At 62.9% G+C, this 21,581-nt stretch carries 18 protein-coding genes; 9 read left to right on the top strand and 9 right to left on the bottom strand.

What is annotated here, in order from left to right; all coding sequences use genetic code 11:
• Position 1: 1 nt before the first annotated feature.
• From FHX03_RS18700 to FHX03_RS18720, 5 genes are all read right to left on the bottom strand, one after another.
• Positions 2–2,419: a circularly permuted type 2 ATP-grasp protein gene (locus FHX03_RS18700; protein WP_097628734.1), complete on the bottom strand. Its 2,418-nt coding sequence runs from the start codon at positions 2,417–2,419 to the stop codon at positions 2–4.
• 30 nt (positions 2,420–2,449) lie between these two features.
• Positions 2,450–5,776 (bottom strand): DUF2126 domain-containing protein, encoded by a 3,327-nt coding sequence (locus tag FHX03_RS18705; RefSeq protein ID WP_183854927.1) that lies wholly within the window; start codon positions 5,774–5,776, stop codon positions 2,450–2,452.
• 98 nt (positions 5,777–5,874) lie between these two features.
• Complete coding sequence (locus FHX03_RS18710) at positions 5,875–7,257, bottom strand: sensor histidine kinase (protein ID WP_097628736.1); 1,383 nt, start codon at positions 7,255–7,257, stop codon at positions 5,875–5,877.
• On the bottom strand, positions 7,254–7,931 hold the full coding sequence (locus tag FHX03_RS18715) for a response regulator transcription factor (protein WP_054184216.1): 678 nt from the start codon (positions 7,929–7,931) through the stop codon (positions 7,254–7,256). Before FHX03_RS18715 ends, FHX03_RS18710 begins: the two co-directional genes overlap by 4 nt.
• Before the next feature lie 94 nt (positions 7,932–8,025).
• On the bottom strand, positions 8,026–9,894 hold the full coding sequence (locus tag FHX03_RS18720) for an adenylate/guanylate cyclase domain-containing protein (protein ID WP_183854929.1): 1,869 nt from the start codon (positions 9,892–9,894) through the stop codon (positions 8,026–8,028).
• A 418-nt stretch (positions 9,895–10,312) separates the two neighbouring features.
• Between FHX03_RS18720 and FHX03_RS18725 the strand changes: the two genes are divergently transcribed.
• The 6 genes from FHX03_RS18725 (at position 10,313) to FHX03_RS18750 (ending at position 15,938) form a co-directional block, all read left to right on the top strand.
• Positions 10,313–11,182, top strand: a complete 870-nt coding sequence (locus tag FHX03_RS18725; RefSeq protein WP_183854930.1) for an ornithine carbamoyltransferase — start codon at positions 10,313–10,315, stop codon at positions 11,180–11,182.
• A gap of 64 nt (positions 11,183–11,246) precedes the next feature.
• Positions 11,247–12,293 (top strand): ABC transporter substrate-binding protein, encoded by a 1,047-nt coding sequence (locus FHX03_RS18730; RefSeq protein WP_097628739.1) that lies wholly within the window; start codon positions 11,247–11,249, stop codon positions 12,291–12,293.
• 285 nt (positions 12,294–12,578) lie between these two features.
• Positions 12,579–13,523, top strand: coding sequence for a Bug family tripartite tricarboxylate transporter substrate binding protein (locus tag FHX03_RS18735; RefSeq protein WP_183854932.1), 945 nt, complete (start codon positions 12,579–12,581; stop codon positions 13,521–13,523).
• Entirely contained in the window at positions 13,520–14,011 is a 492-nt protein-coding gene (locus FHX03_RS18740) for a tripartite tricarboxylate transporter TctB family protein (RefSeq protein ID WP_012558939.1), read from the top strand. The genes FHX03_RS18735 and FHX03_RS18740 overlap by 4 nt, the downstream gene beginning before the upstream one ends.
• Positions 14,012–14,099: 88 nt before the next feature.
• Positions 14,100–15,617, top strand: coding sequence for a tripartite tricarboxylate transporter permease (locus FHX03_RS18745; protein ID WP_003585833.1), 1,518 nt, complete (start codon positions 14,100–14,102; stop codon positions 15,615–15,617).
• 150 nt (positions 15,618–15,767) lie between these two features.
• A complete protein-coding gene (locus FHX03_RS18750; protein WP_003585831.1) occupies positions 15,768–15,938 on the top strand; it encodes a hypothetical protein in 171 nt (56 codons plus the stop codon).
• 123 nt (positions 15,939–16,061) lie between these two features.
• On the opposite strand, the gene FHX03_RS18755 is transcribed toward FHX03_RS18750, so the two are convergent.
• Positions 16,062–17,153, bottom strand: coding sequence for a DUF475 domain-containing protein (locus tag FHX03_RS18755; protein WP_183854934.1), 1,092 nt, complete (start codon positions 17,151–17,153; stop codon positions 16,062–16,064).
• 337 nt (positions 17,154–17,490) lie between these two features.
• Here FHX03_RS18755 and FHX03_RS18760 point away from each other — a divergent pair, with 337 nt between their 5' ends.
• Both FHX03_RS18760 and FHX03_RS18765 read left to right on the top strand, forming a co-directional pair.
• Positions 17,491–17,721: a hypothetical protein gene (locus FHX03_RS18760; protein WP_097628743.1), complete on the top strand. Its 231-nt coding sequence runs from the start codon at positions 17,491–17,493 to the stop codon at positions 17,719–17,721.
• A 63-nt stretch (positions 17,722–17,784) separates the two neighbouring features.
• Positions 17,785–17,961 carry a hypothetical protein gene (locus FHX03_RS18765; protein WP_183778620.1) on the top strand — a complete coding sequence of 59 codons (177 nt, stop codon included), beginning with the start codon at positions 17,785–17,787 and terminating at the stop codon, positions 17,959–17,961.
• Between the two features lie 54 nt (positions 17,962–18,015).
• Here FHX03_RS18765 and FHX03_RS18770 read toward each other — a convergent pair whose 3' ends face one another.
• Positions 18,016–18,528, bottom strand: coding sequence for an MgtC/SapB family protein (locus tag FHX03_RS18770; RefSeq protein ID WP_097628744.1), 513 nt, complete (start codon positions 18,526–18,528; stop codon positions 18,016–18,018).
• 218 nt (positions 18,529–18,746) lie between these two features.
• On the opposite strand from FHX03_RS18770, the gene FHX03_RS18775 reads away from it, so the two are divergent.
• Positions 18,747–19,472: a hypothetical protein gene (locus FHX03_RS18775; protein ID WP_183854936.1), complete on the top strand. Its 726-nt coding sequence runs from the start codon at positions 18,747–18,749 to the stop codon at positions 19,470–19,472.
• Between the two features lie 63 nt (positions 19,473–19,535).
• On the opposite strand, the gene FHX03_RS18780 is transcribed toward FHX03_RS18775, so the two are convergent.
• Positions 19,536–20,048: a hypothetical protein gene (locus tag FHX03_RS18780; protein WP_097628745.1), complete on the bottom strand. Its 513-nt coding sequence runs from the start codon at positions 20,046–20,048 to the stop codon at positions 19,536–19,538.
• 346 nt (positions 20,049–20,394) lie between these two features.
• The gene (locus tag FHX03_RS18785) at positions 20,395–21,438 is read right to left on the bottom strand and encodes a porin (protein WP_097628746.1); all 1,044 of its coding nucleotides are present in this window, start codon (positions 21,436–21,438) and stop codon (positions 20,395–20,397) included.
• Between the last annotated feature and the right edge of the window lie 143 nt (positions 21,439–21,581).

The following is a 21,581-nucleotide window of genomic DNA, read 5'->3' on the forward strand; positions in this document are numbered from 1 at the left end:
GTCACCCGAGATAGGTTTGAGCGAGCAGATCGGAAAGCTGCTCCAATTCGCGTTCGAGCCGCTGATAGACCTCTGGCCCCATGCCCTCCGGCGTCATCACCGCCAGGCCCGAATGAAGCCGCATCGCCTCACGGTAGAAGGGCGACATCTGGCCGTTGATCAAGGCGTTCGGCAGTTGCTCGACCTCGTGGTGGATCTCGTTGACCTGGAAGAGGACCGAGCGGGGGTTGAGGGGATCGAGCGCCAGCAGGTCGGTGACGGTCAGCCGCGCCGTGTTGACGTTGTAGCGGCGGCGGTGGGTCATGACGCTGTCGCCGATTTCGAGCAGCATGTCGAGCGCGCCGTCGGGCGCTTCCGGGCCGGACATGTGGCCGAGCAGCCGGGTCATGTGCAGGCCGCGCTCGATATAGCGGCCGAGCGAGAGGAAGCGCCAGCCCATGAAACGGTACATGTTCTCGTGCACAAGGCCGGCAAAGCCCGCAAGCTTGCGCAGAAGGATCGTCATCGCGTGGCTGGCGTCGTCGCCGGCTGCGACGGTGACATGGAAGCGGCGGGCGGTCTTGGCGAGATCGTTGAGCGCCAGCCAGCCATCCGGCGAAAAACGGTCGCGAATATTGCTGGCCGAATAAACGGCGCTGTCGATGTTGCGCAGCAGCGTTTCCGGCACGGGTTCTGCGGTGTCGATATCGACGGCTGAGAGATAGGCGGAGACGTCGGCGAGCAATGGCTGGCTCGGATCGGCGGCTTCGGCGTAACGCGCATGCCAGGCGCGCAGGATGCGCAGCGCCCCTTCGGCGCGCTCGATGTAGCGGCCGAGCCAGAACAGATTGTCGGCCGCCCGGCTCGGCAGGCTGCCCGGCATGTTGCGGGTAAAGCTGCCCTCGGCCGGGAGCAGCGTGTGGCGCTCGACCGGCTTGTCGCTGACGATCCAGACGTCAGCGGCCGCGCCGCCCGACTGCATGGCGATCGCCGCGACATCGGCGCCGGAGCCGATCCGGGCAAAGCCGCCGGGCATGATCTGCCAGCCGTTCGCCGTGCGGGCGGCGAAGACGCGCAGCGACATCGGCCGCGGCACCAGCTTGCCGTCCACCCAGGCGGGCGTCGTCGAGAGCGTCACCACCTCCTGTCCCACCAGTTTCGGGCCGTCCGAACTCAGCCAGTCGGTGATGGAATCCTTGGCGGTCGCCCGCAGCGACGATCCGAGCACGGATTCGCCGTCATCGTCGAAGAAGGGGGCGCGGGAATAGGCCGGGCCGATCACCATCTTCTCGATATTCTTGGCGACGTGCTCGCGCTCTTCCTCCTGGCCGCACCACCAGGTGGCGATCGAGGGCAGCTGCAGATCCTGCCCCAGCAGACGGCGACAGATGGTCGGCATGAAGGCCAGCAGCGCCCTTGTCTCGAGAACGCCGGTACCGAGCGCATTGACGATGGTGACGCTTTCGGCGCGCAGCGCTTCGACGAGGCCGGGCGTGCCGATATGCGAATTCTGGTTCAGCTCGAGCGGGTCGGCAAAGGCCGAATCGAGACGGCGCCAGAGCACGCCGATCGGCTTCAGGCCGGCGACGGTGCGCACCATGACGCGGCCCTTGACGACGGTGAGATCCTCACCCTCGAGCAGCATGAAGCCGAGATAGCGGGCGATATAGGCGTGTTCGTAATAGGTCTCGTTGGCGGGGCCGGGCGTCAGCACGGCGATGCGGTCGTCGCCAGAATGTTTCATTCCCTGCAGCGCATCGCGGAAGGCGCCGAAGAACGAGGCGAGGCGGTGGACCGGCGTTTCGGCATAGATATCCGAGAAGGCACGGGTGGTCGCGACGCGGCTTTCCAGCGCGAAGCCGGCGCCTGATGGCGCCTGCGTCCTGTCGGCCAGCACCCACCAATTGCCATCCGGCCCGCGGCCGATCTCGAAGGCGCAGAAGTGCAGATAATGACCGGAGGCCGGCCGGATGCCGGCAAGCGGACGTTGGAATTCGGGATTGGCGGCCATCAGCGCCGGCGGCAGGACGCCTTCCTCCACCAGCCGGTTGTCGCCGTAGATGTCGGCGACGATCGCCTCCAGCAGGTCGGCGCGCTGGACGAGGCCGGCCGACAGCGTCTGCCATTCTCGCTCGTCGATCAGTACCGGGATATGGGAGATCGGCCAGGCGCGTTCGCCGGTGCCCTTGCTGCCATAGGCACGGTAGAAGACACCGGCGTCTCTGAGGTAGCGGTCGGCGCGAGCAAATCGCTCGGCAAGATCCTTTTCCGGCATTGCGCTCAGATGCGAGAGGAAATGCTGCCAGACCGGGCGGACCCTGCCTTTGTTGTCAACCATCTCGTCGGCGGTGCCGGGAAGCGGCGCATAGTCGAAGGCCGCACGTTTGCCGGTGCGGTCCTCCGTCTCTTCCCTGCGCTCTATTGCCGGCCTCTTACCCATCAAAACCCAAGCTATCCCCCAACCCCGGCATCAAATTCCAGCGGGCCGCCGCAGATCCAGCGTCAGCGGGAATTCCAGCGAGCTCGTCTCGGCGCGCGGGATATAACCGCCCGCCGTATGTCCCCACGGCTCGAAGCGGGCGAGCCGCCTTGCTTCCGCCTCGTTGCCGTTGACCGGGAAGGTGTCATAGGTCCGGCCGCCCGGATGGGCAACATGATAGATGCAGCCGCCGATCGAACGCTTCGACCATGTATCATAAATGTCAAAAGTCAAAGGCGTGTTGATCGGCAGCACAGGATGCAGACCGGAGGCCGGCTGCCAGGCCTTGTAACGGACGCCGGCGACCGACACGCCCGCCGTGCCGGTCGGCGTCAGCGGCAGCGTGCGGCCATTGCAGGTGACGGTATAACGCGCCGTATTGCTGGTTTCGAGCCGCACCTGAAGCCGTTCGACGGACGAGTCGACATAGCGGACGGTGCCGCCCGGCGCGCCTTCTTCGCCCATGACGTGCCAAGGCTCCAGTGCCTGGCGCAGTTCCAGTTTCGAGCCCTCGTATTCGACTTCGCCGCAGAAGGGGAAGCGGAATTCGAGCTGGGCCTTGAACCATTCCGGGCTGACGTCGAAGCCGTTTTCGCGAAGGTCGGCAAGCACGTCGAGGAAATCGGCCCAGACGAAGTGCGGCAGCATAAAGCGGTCGTGCAGGGTCGTGCCCCAGCGGACGAACTTGCCGTCGACCGGGTTGATCCAGAAGCGGGCGATCAGCGCGCGCACCAGCAATTGCTGGGCAAGCGACATGCGAGCGTTCGGCGGCATCTCGAAGCCGCGGAACTCGATGAGGCCGAGCCTTCCGGTCGGGCCGTCGGGCGAAAACAGCTTGTCGATGCAGATCTCGGCGCGGTGGGTGTTGCCGGTGACATCCGTCAAAAGGTTGCGGAACAGCCGGTCGACCAGCCAGGGAAGCGGCTGCTGGCCGCGACCGGGGGCAGCGATCTGCGCCATGGCGATCTCCAGCTCGTACAAGCTGTCGTGACGGGCCTCGTCGATGCGCGGCGCCTGGCTGGTCGGGCCGATGAACATGCCGGAGAAGAGGTAGGACAGCGAAGGGTGGCGCTGCCAGTGGAGGACGACGCTCTTCAAGAGGTCGGGACGGCGGAGGAACGGGCTGTTGTTCGGATTGGCGCTGCCGACGACGACATGGTTGCCGCCGCCGGTGCCGGTATGACGGCCGTCGATCATGAACTTGTCAGCGCCGAGCCGGGTGGCCCGCGCCTCCTCATAGACCGCAGTGGTGATGTCGACGCATTCCTTCCAATTCGAGGCCGGATGAATGTTGACCTCGATGACGCCGGGATCCGGAGCGACGCGGATGACGTTGATACGCTCGTCCGGCGGCGGCGAGTAGCCTTCGATATGAACGGGAAGCTTAAGTTCGGCCGCAGCGTTTTCGGCCGCGGCGATCAACTCCAGATAATCCTCGATGCGCTCGACCGGTGGCATGAAGACGCAGAGCCTGCCGTCGCGCGGCTCGACCGACATGGCGGTGCGCACGGCGCCGCCGATCTCACCGAGCGTCTGTTCGATCCGGCCGCGATTGCTCTCGCCAGCCTGGAAGGAGGCTTCCGGCATGGCGCGGCCAGCCGGCACGAAGACATCGGGCAGCGGTCCGCGCGGGATCGTCGGATCGGCAGGGTGGATATAGGGATAACGTGCCGGGGGAACATAAGGCAGGGTGCCGAGCGGTAGGCGGTAACCGATCGGGCTGTCGCCCGGGACGAGGAAGATCCGGCCGCGGCGGCTGCGCCATTTCTCGCTGATCCAGACGCGGCTTTCGGCCGCCTTGGCGTTCCATGCCTGAACCGGGAGGACGTAACCTGTGGCGACGGTAAGGCCGCGGGCAAAGACCCGGGCGATGCGGTTACGCTCTTCGGGATCCTTCAGCTTCGAATTCGCCGGATCGACGTTTTCGGGAAGATTGCCTTCCTTGATGATCCAGTCGGCTGGATCCTCGTAGGCCGGCTGCACCATGTCGGGCTTGATCGCCAGTTCTCTTGCGATTGCCGTCAGCAGTTTCTCGGCATCCTCGGCGGTAACGCCGGTATCCTTGCCTTCGGCCGCGACCAGATCGAGGTTCTGCCAGACCGGCTTGCCGTCGCGACGCCAGTAGAGCGAGAATGTCCAGCGCGGCAGGCTTTCGCCCGGATACCATTTGCCCTGGCCGTAATGCAGGAAGCCGCCGGGGGCGAAGCGTTCCTGCAGCCTGCGGATCAGGCTGTCGGCCTTTTCGCGCTTGGTCGGGCCAACGGCGGCGGTGTTCCATTCTTCGGACTGGAAATCATCGATCGAAACAAAGGTCGGCTCGCCGCCCATCGTCAGGTGCACGTCCTCGGCCTCGAGGACACGGTCGACCGTCTCGCCGAGTTCGTTGAGCTCCTCCCAGCTTTCGTCGGAGAAAGGCTTGGTGATGCGCGGATGTTCGGCGACGCGCGACACCTTCATGTCGAAGGCGAATTCGGTTTCGGCCTCGCCGAAATAACCGCCGGAGATCGGAGCGGCATTGCGGTAATGCGGGGTGGCGGCAAGCGGGATGTGGCTTTCGCCGGTCAACAGGCCGGAGGTCGGATCGAGGCCGACCCAGCCGGCGCCGGGCAGATAGACCTCGGCCCAGGCATGCAGGTCGGTGAAATCGACTTCGGTGCCGGAGGGGCCGTCGAGCGCCTTCAGATCTGGCGTCAGCTGGATGAGATAGCCGGAGACGAAGCGGGCGGCCAGGCCGAGATGACGAAGGATCTGGACGAGCAGCCAGCTGGTGTCGCGGCAGGAGCCCTTGGCACTTTCCAGGGTTTCCTCTGGCGTCTGCACGCCGGTTTCCATGCGGATGACATAGCCGATCTGCCGCTGCAGGCGGGCATTCAACCCGACGATCATATCGACCGTCGGCTGGCCGGGCGACCAGTCGAGCGTCGGCAGCAGCGCCTTCAGCCGCGGGCCGGCCGGTTCCGGCGTCATATAGATCGACAGATCTTCTTGGATCGTTTCCGGATAGCCGAAGGGCCATTTGGTCGCCTCTTCCTCGACGAAGAAGTCGAAGGGATTATAGACCGTCATGTCGGCGACGAGATCGACCTCGATCTTGAACTCGGTCACCGGGTCCGGGAAAACGTAGCGGGCGAGGTAATTGCCGTAGGGGTCCTGCTGCAGGTTCACGAAGTGGTTTGAAGGCGTGACCTTCAGCGAGTGGCTGAGCACCCTCGTCTTCGAATGCGAGGCAGGTTTCAGCCGGATGATCTGGGGGCCGAGGCGGACCGGCTTGTCATAAGTGTAATGCGTCAGATGATAGATACTGGCTTTGATCGACATATTTCTCTTTTTATCCGGCTCGCATCGTCGTGCGGCTTGCTGTTCCCGACATCAGTGTGTGCAATGCAGCGAAATAAAGCAAGGAGGGCAGAAGGCTTTTAAGCCGCCTTGGCAAAGGTGACGACCGCCTTCAGACCCTTTCCGTTCAGGCCTGGCTCCAGCGTCAGGTCGGCGTTGAAAAGATTGGCGATTTCCTCGACGATCGGCAGGCCGAGGCCAGTGCCTTGCGCACCAGTTTGATTGCCGCGCGAAAAACGCCCGCGCACTGCCTCCAGTTTATTGCGGGGAATACCGGGGCCGTTGTCCTCGACTTCGAGGCGGATCGTCTCCGTGGCTGCAATGATGCGGACGGTGACCTCCGCCCCTTTGCCGGCATAGGCGATGGCATTTCCGGCAAGGTTGCGCAGCATTTCGCCGATCAGCAACGGTTCGGCGCGGATCATCGCCGGGCTCTCGCCCTCGAAGCCGAGATCGATACCGGCGACGGCAGCGGTCGGGATCTGCTCGCCGGTGATTTCCTGGGCGATGGCGGCAAGATCGATGGCGGAGGCGGTCAGCGCCTCCTTGGCGGTAGCGGCGTCGATCTTTGCCATCAGCAGAAGCTGCGCGAGGATGCGTTCGGCATGCGCCACGGCCTGATCCCCCTTCAGCGCTGCCGCCTGGGCCTCCGTAAGCGAGCCGGCGCGGGCGGAAAGGGCGAGCTGAGTGCGGATGATCGCCAGGGGCGTGCGCAGCTGATGGCTGGCATTGCCGGTGAAATGGCGCAGCGCATCGAGCGCCGATTGCAGGCGGACCATGAAGCTGTTCACCGTATCGACCAGCGGCTCGACCTCGCTCGGCACGGTCTGCTCGATCGGGTGCAGGTCATCGGGGCTGCGTTCGCCGATGGCATCGCCGAGTTTGTAGAGCGGGCGCAGAGCCACGGTGACCGAGATCCAGACGATGACGGCGGCACCGGCGATCATGAAGGCGAGGCGCAGTGCCGAGCGCACGAGGATCGCTTGCGCCAACTGCCGTCGGGCGATCGTGGTTTCGGCGACCGTCACCACGAAGGGCACGGAGCGAATGCCTGTCGAGGCGGAGCGTTCGAGCGTGGCGACGCGGATCGGCTCGCCGCGGAAGGTGTCGTCGGCGAAAGCGGCAGCATTGGCTGGCGTTTTCTTTAGGACCGGCAGCGACTGGTAGCCGGTGATGAATTTGCCCGGCGGACCGTCGACGCGGTAGAAGACGCGGTCCTGCGCGGCCGAGGTCAGCATTTCAAGCGCGACATAGGGGATATCGACCTGCAGCGAGCCGTCCTCGGCAACGACGACACGTTCGGCGATCGCCAGCGCCGAGCCGGCGAGAACACGGTCGGAGACGATGTTCGAGGTCTGCACAGCCTCGCGATAGGTATCGGCAAGCGCCAGCGTGCCGATGACGGCCGTGGAGACGAGCAGCCAGAAGAGAAGCCGGCGCCTGAGGGAATAGGCTGATCTCATGAGGCCTCAGGGAGCTTGTCGAGATAATAGCCGATGCCGCGGGCGGTCTTGACCGTCAGGCCGTGCGGCGAGAGACGTTTCCTCAGGCGGCTGACATATTGCTCGATGGCGTTCGAGGAAATGTCGTCGTCGAAGGCCGTCAACGACTGAATGATCGCTTCCTTGGCGACGACCTTGCCGGCCCGCATGAAAAGAATTTCGAGCAGCCCGAGCTCGCGGGCGGGAATATCGAGCGGTGTGGCGCCGGCCGAAAAAGCGCGGGAATTGAGATCGAAGGAGATGCCGCCAAAACTGACGGTCGCCGAGCGCAGGCCCGCCTGGCGGCGCAGAAGCACGCGCACGCGGGCCTCGAATTCAGCTATGTCGAAAGGTTTGATCAGATAGTCGTCGGCGCCGAGATCGAGGCCCTTCACCCGTTCTTCCGGCGTGCCGCGCGCGGTCAGGATAAGGACGGCCGCCTGGTTCTGCCGGGCGCGCATGGCACGCAACACGTCGAGCCCGTCCATCTCGGGCAGGTTGAGGTCGAGAATGACAAGATCGAAATTTTCCGCGGCGATGACCGCATTGGCGGATGCGCCGTCATGGACGACATCGACGGCATGGCCCGTGCCGCGCAAGATCGCCGACAGGCCGTCGGCCAGCGCGATATTGTCTTCGGTAAGCAGGATGCGCACGGATGTCCCCTGTTTTTCAAGGGAGATTACAGAGGTGAGGGAGCGATGTCACAGCGATTTTGAAGATTGGTGAACGGCCGTGGGAAAGCCGATTTCAGCTCCCGGTCCTTTCGATCCGTTCGCGCTGCATCATTGCGGCGGCCAGTAGTCTCCGGAAGCGGGGATCGTCGCGGATGTTGTCGAGATCGGAATCATTGTTGAACCATTTGATGTGGTAGACGGAGCTGTGCGGCAGCAGCCTCTCAAGGAGATCGATCGCCTGGTCGACATCGCCGAGGACGGAATAGACGCAGGCGAGATTATACTGCGCGACGATGTCGTCGGGATCGATGGCGATGGCGCGGGCGGCCCAGTCGCGCGCTCTCTTGGTATCGCCCATATGCGCAAGCGCCAGCGCGCCGCGATGGGCCGGGCCGGAATTTTCCGGATTGAGGTTTAGCGCGCGTTCGGCGCGCAGCAGACCGAGACGCGCCCAGTTTTCCGTATCCAACACACGGCCGAGCGATCGGTAGGCCGACATCAGATGGATCGGCGAGACGTAGTCGTCAGGGCGGATCGCGGCGGCGCGGGTGAAATATTGAACCGATTCGGCAAAGTTGCCGTGCATGAAGAAGAACCGGGCATAATGGAAATTCGCCTCGAACAGGTTCGGGTCGAGCGCCAGGGCACGTTCGAAGGCCGCCGCCGCTCTGTCATCAAAGCCGCTCTGATGCAGGGCCAGACCGTGAGAGGCATGGGCCTCGGGAAGGTCGGGATCAAGTGCCAGCGCGCGGGCGCTCATCTCGAGGATGCGCCGCAGCGGCACGTCGTCAGGAGCCCAGTCGCGGATCGCCGCGTCACAATCGGCGATGCCGGCATAGGCGCGGGCATAATCCGGGTCGAGCTCGACCGCCTTGCAGAACATCCGCCTTGCGAGCTGGAGATAGGATTTGGTCCAGGTGTGGGAGAGCTGGCGGCCGCGGAGATAATAAGTATAGGCCTCGACATTGGCGGTCGGCTCATTGGCGATCGCCTTCTTCTCCTCCGGCAGCAGACGCACCTTCAGCTGGCCGACGATCGCATGGGTGATCTCATCCTGGATGGCGAAGATGTCGGTCAGGTCGCGGTCGTAACGTTCGGCCCAGAGGTGATCGCCATTGGCGGTGTCGATCAGCTGGCCGGAAATGCGAACGCGATTGCCGAAAATGCGCACACTTCCCTCGAGCACGTAGCGCACGCCAAGTTCCTGGGCGAGCCGTTTCACCTTCACCGATATGCCCTTGTAGGTGAAGATGGTATTGCGCGGCACCACGTGCAGGCTGGAGATCTTGGAGAGATCGGTGATGATGTCTTCGGTGATGCCGTCGGAGAAATAGTCCTGGTCGGCATCGCCGCTCATATTGGTAAAGGGCAGCACGGCGATGAAGCAGGTATTGCGGTTCTGCGCGACCAATTTCGCCGAGGAGGGCGGCGCCAGGGTGACGGTATAGACCTGAACCGGCTGCCGGATGTTCTTGAGCATATGCTCGCCGATGAACTCGAAGCCGAGATTGAGGCGCGCGCCGACCTGATCGCGTACCGAGGCCGAGACGGCGATGCCGCCCGGCGCTGCGATACGCTCAAGCCTGGCGGCAAGATTGACGCCGTCTCCGAAGATATCGCCGTCCTCGACCACGACATCACCGAGATTGATGCCGATACGAAATTCGACGCGTTCGTCCCTGGGCACGTTCTCGTTGCGGGCCGCCATGCTGCGCTGGATTTCGGCAGCACAGGCGACGGCATTCACAACGCTCTGGAATTCGGCAAGGATGCCGTCGCCGGTAAGTTTGACGATCCGGCCCTTGTAGTCCGAAATCCGAATGTCGACCAGTTCGCAGCGGTGGCGGTTCAGCGCCTGCAGCGTGCCGGCCTCATCAATGCCCATCAGTCGGCTATAGCCAACGACATCCGCAGCGAGAATAGCGCTCAGTCGTCGTTCCATGACCCCTCCCATGGATCTTCCCAGAATAGTCCTAGCTTTTTATAGAGTTTTTGTCGCGTAGAGTCGTCCCACGAATAACAAAATTCGGGCGGTTTCGACGGTTTGACACGGCAGCGCGACCATATAACGTCGCCGATCTTCATCAATACTCTGAATGGGTGAAGGATGGCGTTCGACGCTAATCCTTTGTGGTGAAATGGCGATCATAATCGGAGAAAGCGGAGTGATGTGCTTTGGACGATGCTTCGGGGTCGGTATTCGATCGAGTGGCCCTTGATCGGTTTGGAGGCGTGAACCATGTGCACGGCCGGGAGGAAGATGGCCAGGGTATGCAACACCGTCGACAATGTGATTCGCGGTTGCTGCGAGACCGGCGCCGGCTATTGTGGGCGGCGTTTGTGCGCGACGGAGATTTTGAATGACAGGTTCGGCCCGGCATTTTCTGGAGTTTCATGATATTCCGGAGGCCGGGCTTCGATCGATTGTCGCTCGCGCGGGCAAGCTCGCCGAAGCCTGGGATGAGCGTGCAATGCCGCAGAGCCTTACGGGAAAACGCGTCGCGCTGATTGTCGACGACGGCGGCTGGCGCAATACGAGTGCCTTCGATCTCGGCGTCCAGGCGATGGGCGGTATCTGCGTGCATGTGCCGATCGGCTTCAATACCAGGGAGGAAACCGGCGATCTTGCGGGTTATCTCGGCAACTGGTTCGACATGCTGGTGATCCGCACGAAGGAGCTTAACACATTGAAGGCGGTGGCGATAGCCGCGCCGGTGCCTGTCATCAATGCACGCACACGCTCCAACCATCCTTGCGAGACGCTCGGTGATCTTGCCTATATTATGAGCCGGCGCGGCTCGATCGACGGGTTGAAGGTCGTCGGCGTGGCGGCGGACGCAAATATCCTCCGCTCCTGGGTCGAGGCGTCGATCGCATTGCCGATCAAGGTGGTGCAGGTCTATCCCGAACGCTGGCACATAAGTGATGCGGCCCTGCTCAACGAGCGGTTTCGCGCGAGCACCGATATGGGCGAGCTATCGGATGCAGGCGTCGTCATCACCGATTCATGGCCGGGGGATTCCGTCTCGGAGGCGCTCGCCGGCTACCGGATCGGGACCGATATTCTCGACCGCTTGCCAGAGGATGCGATCTTCCTGCCGTGTCCACCGGTGACACGCGGCCAGGAGGTGACGGCGGAGGCGATGGAGCAATCGCTTTGCCAAAGTCGCGCCGCCAAGGCCTTCCTGCTGCACGCACAAAATGCGCTGATGGAATGGGTCGTCGCCTAGCTCCACCGCCCTTGCTCCCCTCGGCATGCTGAGGCATTGTTGCGGCATGAGGAGAGTTTTCATCTTGCTGCTGGCGTTCTGGCCGGGCTTTGCGCTGGCCGATCAGGCTTTCTATGCGGCGAAATCCGGCAATGCGGATGCGCCGGTGTTGACGGTTTATTCCTCGCTCGACGAGCCGTTGGCGCAGCCGATGATCCGGGGTTTCCAGGAAGCCAATCCCGACGTCGCGGTCAAATACGAGGACATGCTGACCGGCGATATCTACGACCGGATCGTCCGTGAGACGGATGCCGGCAAGAAGACGGCGGACTTTGCCTTTTCCTCGGCGATGGACTTGCAGGTGAAGCTGTCCAATGACGGATATGCGCAGGTCAGCAACCTGCCGATGAGTGCTGCATGGCCGAAATGGGCGAACTGGCGCAACACCGCCTATGCGCTGACCTTCGAGCCGGCGGTGTTCGTCTATCACAAGCCGAGTTTTGTGCATGAGCCGGTGCCGAGCTCGCGGGCGGAATTCGTCGGTTACCTGACCCGCAAGGGCAACGAGGTCTATGGGCGGATCGGCACCTACGATATCGAGCGCTCCGGCGTCGGTTTTCTGTTCATGGCGCGTGACCAGGAGCAGTTCGGCGATATCTGGTCGGTGATCGGAGCGATGGGGGCTGCCGGCGTCAAGCTCTATTCGACGAGTTCGGCGATCCTGGAGCGTGTTGCCGACGGGCGCTTCGTGCTCGGCTACAATATCCTCGGCTCCTACGCGGCCGACTGGGCCTCGCGCTATCCGGATGTCGGCATCGTACTGCCGAAGGACTATACCGTGGTAATGTCGCGGATCGGGCTGGTGCCGCAGGCGGCGGCCGAGCCGGAGCTCGGCCGGCGCTATCTCACCTTCTTCATGTCGAGGGAAGGGCAGACGATCATGGCGCGCGAGCTGCAGATCCCAGCCGTCAGCCCCGAGGTGGCTGGCGAAAATACCGCCAATACGCTGCAGGAACTGCTCGGCGCCCAACTGCGGCCGGTGCCGGTCAGCCCCGGGCTGATGGTCTATCTCGACCAGGTGAAACGGGCGCGGCTGATCGCACACTGGAACGAGGTGTTGCGGGCGCAGTGAAGCGTTTCAGGGGTCGGCCGGTCCACACAGAGGACCCCAGTTTAGACCGGCGCCCGGCAATTACGGCAAAAAAGTGGCCCCTTCTCCTGGATATCTCACCGATGTCAGCTAAATGACAGCTTGTTGTGGTGGCTTTGGCTACTTCTTCTCCGTGGAGGCGGAGAGCTGAAGCCTTGGGAGGTATTCTGCTCGTCATTCAGGACGCTTGCGTCCGCTGGCCGGCCGTTCCTCCCGATTCCCAGAGAATAACAGGCGGTTTGCTCAGCCGCCCACGGAGGACACATCGTGAAGCACACGTTCATCGCAACCCTTCTTGCCGCGACCATCGCGCTGCCGGCCTATGCGGCCGACTACACCATCATCGCGCCGGCTGCGCCCGGCGGCGGCTGGGACCAGACGGCCCGTTCGCTGCAGACGGCGCTGCAGCAGGAGAAGATCTCCGGCAACGTGCAGGTCCAGAATGTTCCGGGCGCCGGTGGCACCATCGGTCTGGCACAGTTCAGCAGCCAGGCTGCCGGCAACCCGAATTCGCTGATCGTCGGCGGCTATGTCATGGTCGGCGCGATCCTCACCAACAAGTCGCCGGTGACGCTCAAGGACGTCACGCCGATCGCGCGTCTGACCGGTGAATATGAAGCCGTCGTCGTTCCTGCCTCTTCCGAGATCAAGACGATGGCCGATCTGGTTGCGGCGCTGAAGAAGGATCCGGGCGCGGTTTCCTGGGGCGGCGGTTCGGCCGGCGGCACCGACCACATCACGGTAGGCCTGATCGCCAAGGCTTCCGGCGTCGATCCGACGAAGATCAACTACGTTGCCTTCTCCGGCGGTGGTGAAGCGCTCGCCGCCATTCTCGGCGGCCAGGTCACAGCCGGCGTCTCGAGCTACAGCGAGTTCGAATCGCAGGTGAAATCCGGCACGCTCCGTCTTCTCGCCGTCTCCAGCGACAAGCGCATCGAGGGCGTCGATGCCCCGACGCTGAAGGAAGCCGGCACCGACGTCACCATCCAGAACTGGCGCATGGTTGCCGCAGCCCCGGGCTTGTCGGCAGAGCAGGTGGCAGGCGTCACCGCCGATTTCGAGAAGCTGCATAGCTCGGCCACCTGGCAGGAAACTCTGAAGACCAAGGGCTGGGCCGACACCTATCTGTCAGGCGACGCGTTCAAGGCGCAGCTCGAAAAGGATGTCTCCGCCACCGAAGGCATTCTCAAAGATATCGGACTTGTTCAATGAGCGAGGATAACACCTCCTCGGCAACCACACGCCGCCCTGATTGGGCGGCGTTCATCATTGCCGTTTTCCTCTTCGTCGTCGCCGGCGTAATGGCCTGGGATGCCTCGCATCTGAAGACGATCGCGCAATACGACCGCATCGGCCCGGCGACGGTGCCTCAAGTGGTGGCGTTCGGCCTCTTCTGTCTCGGCGTCTGGACCGTCGCCGAAGCCTGGCGCGGCGAGTTTCCGGAGCGCGACCGGCAGGAAGTGGCGCCCGTCATCTGGATCGTCGCTGGTCTTGCCGGCCAGATGCTGCTGCTGCGTGTCGCCGGTTTCTCGATTGCCACCGGCATCCTCTTCGCACTGACGGCTCGCGGTTTCGGCAAACGCAAGCTCTGGTTCTCGCTGCCGCTTGGCATCGTCCTCAGCTTCGTCGTCTGGGCGATTTTCTCGCAGCTGCTGCAGTTGACGCTGCCGGCCGGCCCGCTCGAACATCTGTTCTTCTGATCGCGCGGACGCGCTGTCAGCTCTTTTGATTTTACGCGGCGCCTGACCTCGAAATCACATGGTCGGGAACGCTGCTTGGGACACCAAGATGAGCACATTCGAATTCCTATGGCAGGGTATCCTGGTTGCGATGCAGCCGATGAACCTGGTTTATGCGCTGGTCGGCGTGACGCTCGGCACCGCCGTCGGCGTGCTGCCCGGCATCGGCCCGGCACTCACCGTGGCGCTGCTGTTGCCCGTCACCTACAAGCTCGATCCCGGCGGCTCGCTGATCATGTTCGCCGGCATCTATTATGGTGGCATGTATGGCGGCTCGACGACCTCGATCCTGCTCAACACGCCGGGTGAAAGCGCCTCGATCGTCACGGCGCTCGAGGGCAACAAGATGGCGCGCGCCGGGCGCGGCGGACCGGCGCTGGCGACAGCGGCGATCGGCTCCTTCGTCGCCGGCCTGATTGCGACGCTGGGGCTCGCCTTCATTGCTCCTTATATTGTCAAGCTGGCGCTGGTCTTCGGGCCGCGCGAATATTTCGCGCTGATGGTGCTTGCCTTCGTCACCGTCTCCTCGGCCTTCGGCGATTCAGCCCTTAGGGGTTTGACGGCGCTGTTCATCGGCTTCGCGCTCGCCATGGTCGGCATCGACCAGCAGACGGGGCAGGCGCGGCTTTCCTTCGGCATTCCCGACCTGCTCGACGGTGTCGAGGTGACGACGCTTGCGGTGGCGATGTTTGCGATCGGCGAGACGCTTTATATTGCCGCGCAGGGCAACCGCATTGCCGAGAAGGTCGAGGCGGTCAAGGGTTCGCTGTGGATGACGGCTGAGGACTGGGCGCGGTCCTGGAAGCCCTGGCTGCGCGGCACCTTGATCGGCTTTCCGATCGGCGCGATGCCGGCGGGCGGCGCTGAAATCGGCACTTTCCTTTCCTATGCCACCGAAAAGCGGCTGGCCAAGAACCCGGAGGAGTTCGGCCATGGCGCGATCGAAGGCGTGGCCGGTCCAGAGGCTGCCAACAACGCGTCGGCCGCCGGCACGCTGGTGCCGCTTCTGACCCTCGGCCTGCCGACGACGGCAACCGCGGCCATCATGCTTGCCGGCTTCCAGCAATACGGCTTGCAGCCGGGGCCGCTGCTGTTTGCCACCAATCCGCAGCTCGTCTGGGGGCTGATTGCCAGCCTGCTCATCGCCAATGCGATGCTGCTGGTCTTGAACCTGCCGATGATCGGGCTCTGGGTAAAGCTGCTGACGATTCCGAAGCCTTGGCTTTATGCGGGCATCCTGCTGTTTGCGACGCTCGGGACGATCGGCGCCAATCCGTCGGTGTTCGAACTCGGCATGCTGCTCGCCTTCGGCTTGCTCGGCTATCTCATGCGGCTCTTCGGCTATCCGATTGCGCCTGCCGTCGTCGGCCTGATCCTCGGGCCGCTGGCCGAGCAGCAGCTGCGCCGTGCGCTGGCAATCAGCCAAGGCGACGTCACGACGCTGGTGATGTCGCCGATCGCCGCCGGACTGCTTATCGTTGCGGCGGCCGCCTTTCTCATCCCGCTGATCCTGCGGATTCGCGGTCGCGGCCAGGTGCTGTCGCAGCTGGCTGCAAACGAAGACTAAAAAGACGACATTACCCCTCCCTCAAGGCTGGCCATGGAAACATGCGCCGGCCTTCTGTTTTTGCATGGCTGCGGTGATTTTCTGAGCATTGTGGGGCGACCTGCGCGATATCATCTATAAGCGGTCAATCAAAACAAGAGGAAATGGACAATGTCCGCCATCCGCAATTCAGTCCGCACAGGTTTCTTCGGTCGCGCATTTGCAGTGCTTGGCGCCGCAAATGCTGTCAGCGCCGCCGTTGAAGCCGGCCGCCGGCCGCGTGCCAGCGACCTGAGGGAACTCGGCATCGACCCGGCCTCCTTCGGTCATGTTTCCCGCTAACAAGCTGGAAGCGATGCATGAATGAATTAGCCCGCAACCGATTGGTCGCGGGCTTTATTTTTGTCCAAAGGGAAGGCCGCAACGCCAAGCGCTGCGGCTCTATTTCTAAATGCATTGCAATCGTCAGGCGTGAAGCTCTTCCTCCCGGTTGGCATGATCCTCCACCCGCTCGCGCCTGTTGTGGCGAATGGAAGACCAGAGCGACAGACCGATCAGCGTCGCGCCGCCGAGCCCGGTGATAACCTCGGGGATGTGCACCAGGGTCTGCGCATACATGATTACCGAGAGGATCAGGATGGCGTAGAAGGCGCCGTGCTCGAGATAGCGGTATTCGGCAAGTGTCCCCTTCTCCACCAGCATGATCGTCATCGAGCGCACATACATGGCGCCGATACCGAGGCCGATCGCAATGACGAAGAGGTTCTGCGTCAATGCAAAGGCGCCGATGACGCCGTCGAAGGAGAAGCTGGCATCCAGCACCTCGAGATAGATGAAGGCGCCGAGGCCGCCCTTGGCGGCAGCACTCATCGTCTGTTGCGAGGCATCGAGCAGTTCACCCACCACCTCGACCGCCAGGAAGGTGAGCAGCCCGTAGATGGCGCAATGGACAAAGACGCTCGCCTGCTCGCCGCCGATCAGCCAGGAGAAAACCAGCATCAGCGCCAGAACGAAAGCGATCTCGATGCCCCTGATGGTGGCTGAGCGCGCCATCACTTTTTCCAGGCCTCGGAACCAATGGATTTTCTTCTCGTGGTCGAAGAAGTAGCTGAGGCCGACCATCATCAGGAAGGTGCCGCCGAAGGCTGCGATCGGCAGATGCGCGTCATTCATGATGCGGGCATATTCTTCCGGCTCACGGGCGGCAAGCACAAGCGCATCCCAGGGGCCGATCCGTGCCGCGATCGCAACGATCGCCAGCGGAAAGACAATGCGCATGCCGAAGACGGCGATGATGATGCCCCAGGTGAGGAATCGCTTCTGCCAGGCCGGTGTCATCTCCTTCAGCTTGTTGGCGTTGACGATGGCATTGTCAAAGGAGAGCGAGATCTCAAGGACCGCAAGCACGGTGCAGATGAAGAAGACGGTCGCCATGCCGCCGATCGTGCCTGTCGTCTGCCAGCCGAGCACGGCGCCGAGAAGTAGGCCGAGGGCAGTGACGATGAAGGCCCAGCGGAAATAGCTGAGCGAGGAGTGGTGGGTCGCGGGCTGGTTCATGGCCGCACCTCGCGGCCGCAAATCATGGTGGAGAGGGAGGAGCGCGGCATGCCACAACGGGCATGCGGATAAGGCATGGTGATCTTGTTCATCGATGAAAAATCCGCCGGCTAAGCTGCAGGCGGTACCGACATCACGAGAGCGCCGTAAAAACTCTCGCCAGAGGGGCCCGGCACCAAAATTACCCGCAGCCGATGTCTGGAAGGCTGGGGACAGGCCATAGGTAATCAACTTCGCGAGGCAGTCAAGGCCGGCGGCCGCACGGAGACGAAGTGTTTTTTTGGAACCATCCCGGTGCCTGCTCGTTAGACACTGGTTGAGCTTAAAAAGGAGGCCGATGATGCACACTTCGACCCATGTTCCCGACAAACGCACGGAGGCGTCCGACCGCATGAAGCGGGCGAAGCCGAACCGCATGCAGAAGGCGCAGGTGCTGCCGCCGCATCATGTCGACCTGACTCTGACCCCGGGCGTCTACCACGACATCCACGTGCCAGCCCACGTTACCGGTGCGGATCTTTCCAAGGGTGGTCCCGACATCAAGGGTAATGCAGAAAGCAAGAAATAACCGGCATTGCGCAAGCCTGCTTGGCGCGGCTTACCGCAGAATTGAAACAGGGTGAGAAACAATATGACGATCAACTTTGTGCCCCGCGAGATTTTTATCCGGCACGAAAACGAATGGCAGGCCGTGCGCGAGGCGGCGGACGAGCGCATTGATATCGGCAAACGCCAGAAGCCGCTTACCGCCTCCGGCGGCCCGGCGCCGGTTGGGACAAGCGATGCTCCGGCCGCACGCTCCGAATGACGAATCAGACAGGCGCAATGATATACGCCCGGCATATGCCGGGCGTTTCGTTTTCTACTGCTCTTTGTCCCGATCGGCGCGCCGGGCGGAATTGTAGCCGAATCGGTGTTCGAGCTTGCCGAAGGCGAAGAGCACGCAAATGGCAGCCAACGTCGTGAAGAAGGCGATCGGCCAATATCCGAAACCCATGGCAAGGCCGATTGCGCCGGAAAGCCACATGCCGGCCCCCGTCGTCAGCCCGTGCACCCGGCCCCTGGCAAAGACGATCATGCCGGCGGCAAGGAAGGCGACGCCGGCGGTCACGGCTTCGATGACGCGCAGCGGGTCGATCCGCACCTGCTCGTCATCGGCAAACCCCGGCATGTGCACCGCCTCGATCGAAATGATGGCGAAGAGGGCAGCAGCAAGACTGATCAGAATATGGGTGCGGAAGCCTGCCGGGCGGTCGCGTGCCTCACGCTCGAAGCCTATCAACCCGCCGAAGACGATGGCACCGAGCAGGCGGGCAAAGATGATGGGATAGTGGATACGCGACGCCGGTATCATGTCGGCGATGATCAGATCCATGGATTTTCCTACAACGGATGAATTTTTCGCTGGCTAACGTCTGAGCGCTAGATTTGTTCGGCTTTTTTCACTCATTCGCGTGGATTCCACGCAGCGCTTCTCCCAAGCCGGCTGGTATTCGCATGAAAGATCGGCGAACCCGGCATCGTCGTGCCGCGGCGCCAACCTTTCAGAAAGGATTGGGCGGCGATAATCCCGGCCTCACGGGATTCGGACAGATGGCCAAGACAGCGACACGCGGCCGCCGCAAGGCGCCGGCGAGAGGAAAGAGCAAAGCGCGCAGCAGCGGTGGCGGATTGCTGCCCTGGGCGGTGATCGGCATTGCCGCGATCGGCGGCATCGTCGCTCATGACCATTGGAGGAGCATCCAGCCGATGTTTGCCCGGCAATCGGCGCCGGTGGCGCGCGAAACGGCGGAGCCTAGACCTGCCGCCAGGAAGGACGTGCCGCCGAAGCAGGTGGCGCTTGCCACACCCACGCCGAAAGCCGTACCGCCGGCGCCGCAATCGCAGCTGCTGCCGCCGGCGACCATCCCGACGCCAGCCGTCCAGCCGGGCAAGGCGGTGCCGTCTCCACTTACCCCCGCCAATCCGGAAGCCGGGACAATCGCTTTTGGTTATTGCGGGCAAGGCGCCCATATCAACTGCGTCGGCGATGGCGGCGTCTTCTGGTACAAGGGGGAGAAGATCGTGATCGCCGATATGGCAAGCCCGGTCGTCGACCAGGCGCGCTGTGACGGCGAACGTAGGGTGGCCTTTGCCGCAAAGTCTCGGCTGCTGGCCCTTCTGAACGCCGGTCCCTTCACCATGAATGCTGCGGGCAAGGCTGAGCCATCCGGAGCGCCGCGTGTCGTCTCGCGCGACGGGCGCTCGTTCGGCGCGCAGCTGATCAATGAAGGGCTGGCGCGCAAGCCAGGCGCTGCCGGCGGTGCGTGGTGCGCTTGACGGCTAGAACATTTTCACACAATCCCGGACGCTAAACCGCTGCGCCCTTTTGCCGGGATTGCTCTACTTTCCCTTTTTCACCAGCTTACCGCCGGTGCGGAAGCTGCCGGTAAACGAGGAATCCTTGCTTTCGGCCGTACATTCGATCGCAATCGGCTTGCCGGCATAGGGATTGCCGAAGGTGCAGAAGCCGGCGACCTTAACCTCCCCGGTCATCTTATTGCCGACGCCTGTGGTGACGAGGCTGAGCGGCAGGCGGGCATTGCCGTTGGAAGCGGGCTTGATGCCGCTGCCATCGCCCTGAAAGCCGAGCGCCTTGCCGTCCGACGTGAAGATGAAGGTCACCAGGCCATTGACCAGCGTGACGCTGGCGAGTTCGTTCTTGCAGCCCTTGGTGGCGTCGAACTTGGCGACGACAAGCTTGGCGCATTTGCCGGAGAGCGTGATGACGCCGGGCGCGCCTGGAAACGTCTCGGCAGGAGACGCTGGCGCTGCAGCGGCCGGCAAGGCGAGGGCGGCGGAAAAAATTGCGGCGGCAACAGGCGCGGATAATTTCATTTCGATCTCAAACCCCATGTGCTGGCGAGGCGAATCACCACCTCATCCTCGGTTCGGCCATGGCACGGCTCTGTGTCCGAAATTTGGTTCTGTTGTTCCCCGAGGCGGAAAGTTTCCATCGGCGGCCGGGCTGGCTCGGGAAGCGGTCACAAGGGTCGGCGATGGGTTGGGATGCGGAGCATCGACAACGAACAGATGCGGCATGGCGGTGGCAAGGCGCTGATAGAGCGCCTGCCGTCTTGGACACATTCTGGTCAAGGGGAATGGGCCTAGGCAGGGAAGTCCAGGCCCATTCTTTCCCGATCGGAGGTCAGTCGGATCAGGAATTTGTAGCTGCCGGCACACAGCGCCAGCAGCCCTTTTATTAGAACGCGCGCTGCAGGCGGAAGTAGCCCGAGGTTACGTCAGCAGCATTGTCCGGATCGAGGTACTGAACCGAGACCTTGGCTGCGAGGTTGTCGACGATCTGGTAGTCGATCGTTACGCCGGCCTTCCAGGCGCTGACGTCGTCGTTGAACTCGCCGGCAGTGACACCGTAGTTGTCGTAGTACTGAACAGCCGGTGTGATCTTCAGCTTGTCAGTCGCCTTGATGGCGTACTCGGCAGCGATTGCCCATTCAGCCTTGTTGTAATAGGCGTTCGGGTTCGTTGCGTAGACAACTGCGAGGCCGAGCGTGCCCGGGCCGACAGCAACCGTACCCATGGCCCGGATGGCGCCTTCTTCGTTGTCGGTGTCGTAACCGGCAGTGATCTGGTAGCTGAAGGCACCGGCCTTGCCACCGAGACCGACGGCAACGCCGACGTTGTTGGCGGTTTCGCCGTTGTAGAACGGGCTGTCTTCCAGCTCGTCGACGCTGATGCCGGCGTAGAAGGCGTCGGTTTCGTACTGATAACGGATGGAGTTATGCAGCGTGACCGGCGAGCCGATGTCGTCGGTTTCGCCGGAGAGGCCGTCGTCCCACCAGCTGTAGAACAGACCAGCGCGGAAGCCGGCGATGTCGAGGTAAGCGGAGTCGAGCTGAGCCTTCTGGGCAGAGGCGTTGTCAGCATTGAACTGCATGACGATGACGCCGGTCAGCGGACCGTATTCGGTGTCGCTCTTGGCGGTGAACTGAACCTGGCCGCGCGTACGGGCGTCCCAATCCGAGTCGTTGGCGACAGAACCGCCGCCGCTGGCGCCGATCGAGCTGGCGTTCGGAGCGACGTCAACCTGGAAACGGATATAGCCGTTGATCTTGAGGCAGGTTTCGGTGCCCGGGATGTAGAAATAGCCGGTGCCGTAAGCGTCGCAGACGCGAACATATTCAACCGGTTCCGGCTCGGCAGCAACGATAGCGTCAGCAGCCTGGGCGCCGGATACTGCTGCGAGAGCAGCAGCGGAGCCGAGAAGAAGGCTCTTGATGTTCATGGAATAACCTCCAGTTCAGATGCAAGAGGATGAAGACCGTTGCCATCGGCAGTCCCTACGGATCTTCACCCCGTGTGAGCGAAGCGGCGCCTTTTGGCTTGGCGCCTGCCTCGCCGCGGAACTTACATAGGGGATGCTGCGCC

This window comes from Rhizobium sp. BK456 (genome assembly GCF_014194045.1).
GTDB lineage: Bacteria > Pseudomonadota > Alphaproteobacteria > Rhizobiales > Rhizobiaceae > Rhizobium > Rhizobium redzepovicii.

What these genes read in the sequence shown, in the direction of transcription:
- FHX03_RS18700 (WP_097628734.1), bottom strand. Translation starts at nt 2,419, where the DNA reads ATGGGTAAGAGGCCGGCAATAGAGCGCAGGGAAGAGACGGAGGACCGC.
- FHX03_RS18705 (WP_183854927.1), bottom strand. Translation starts at nt 5,776, where the DNA reads ATGTCGATCAAAGCCAGTATCTATCATCTGACGCATTACACTTATGAC.
- FHX03_RS18710 (WP_097628736.1), bottom strand. Translation starts at nt 7,257, where the DNA reads ATGAGATCAGCCTATTCCCTCAGGCGCCGGCTTCTCTTCTGGCTGCTC.
- FHX03_RS18720 (WP_183854929.1), bottom strand. Translation starts at nt 9,894, where the DNA reads ATGGAACGACGACTGAGCGCTATTCTCGCTGCGGATGTCGTTGGCTAT.
- FHX03_RS18725 (WP_183854930.1), top strand. Translation starts at nt 10,313, where the DNA reads ATGACAGGTTCGGCCCGGCATTTTCTGGAGTTTCATGATATTCCGGAG.
- FHX03_RS18740 (WP_012558939.1), top strand. Translation starts at nt 13,520, where the DNA reads ATGAGCGAGGATAACACCTCCTCGGCAACCACACGCCGCCCTGATTGG.
- FHX03_RS18745 (WP_003585833.1), top strand. Translation starts at nt 14,100, where the DNA reads ATGAGCACATTCGAATTCCTATGGCAGGGTATCCTGGTTGCGATGCAG.
- FHX03_RS18750 (WP_003585831.1), top strand. Translation starts at nt 15,768, where the DNA reads ATGTCCGCCATCCGCAATTCAGTCCGCACAGGTTTCTTCGGTCGCGCA.
- FHX03_RS18755 (WP_183854934.1), bottom strand. Translation starts at nt 17,153, where the DNA reads ATGAACCAGCCCGCGACCCACCACTCCTCGCTCAGCTATTTCCGCTGG.
- FHX03_RS18760 (WP_097628743.1), top strand. Translation starts at nt 17,491, where the DNA reads ATGATGCACACTTCGACCCATGTTCCCGACAAACGCACGGAGGCGTCC.
- FHX03_RS18765 (WP_183778620.1), top strand. Translation starts at nt 17,785, where the DNA reads ATGACGATCAACTTTGTGCCCCGCGAGATTTTTATCCGGCACGAAAAC.
- FHX03_RS18770 (WP_097628744.1), bottom strand. Translation starts at nt 18,528, where the DNA reads ATGGATCTGATCATCGCCGACATGATACCGGCGTCGCGTATCCACTAT.
- FHX03_RS18775 (WP_183854936.1), top strand. Translation starts at nt 18,747, where the DNA reads ATGGCCAAGACAGCGACACGCGGCCGCCGCAAGGCGCCGGCGAGAGGA.
- FHX03_RS18780 (WP_097628745.1), bottom strand. Translation starts at nt 20,048, where the DNA reads ATGGGGTTTGAGATCGAAATGAAATTATCCGCGCCTGTTGCCGCCGCA.
- FHX03_RS18785 (WP_097628746.1), bottom strand. Translation starts at nt 21,438, where the DNA reads ATGAACATCAAGAGCCTTCTTCTCGGCTCCGCTGCTGCTCTCGCAGCA.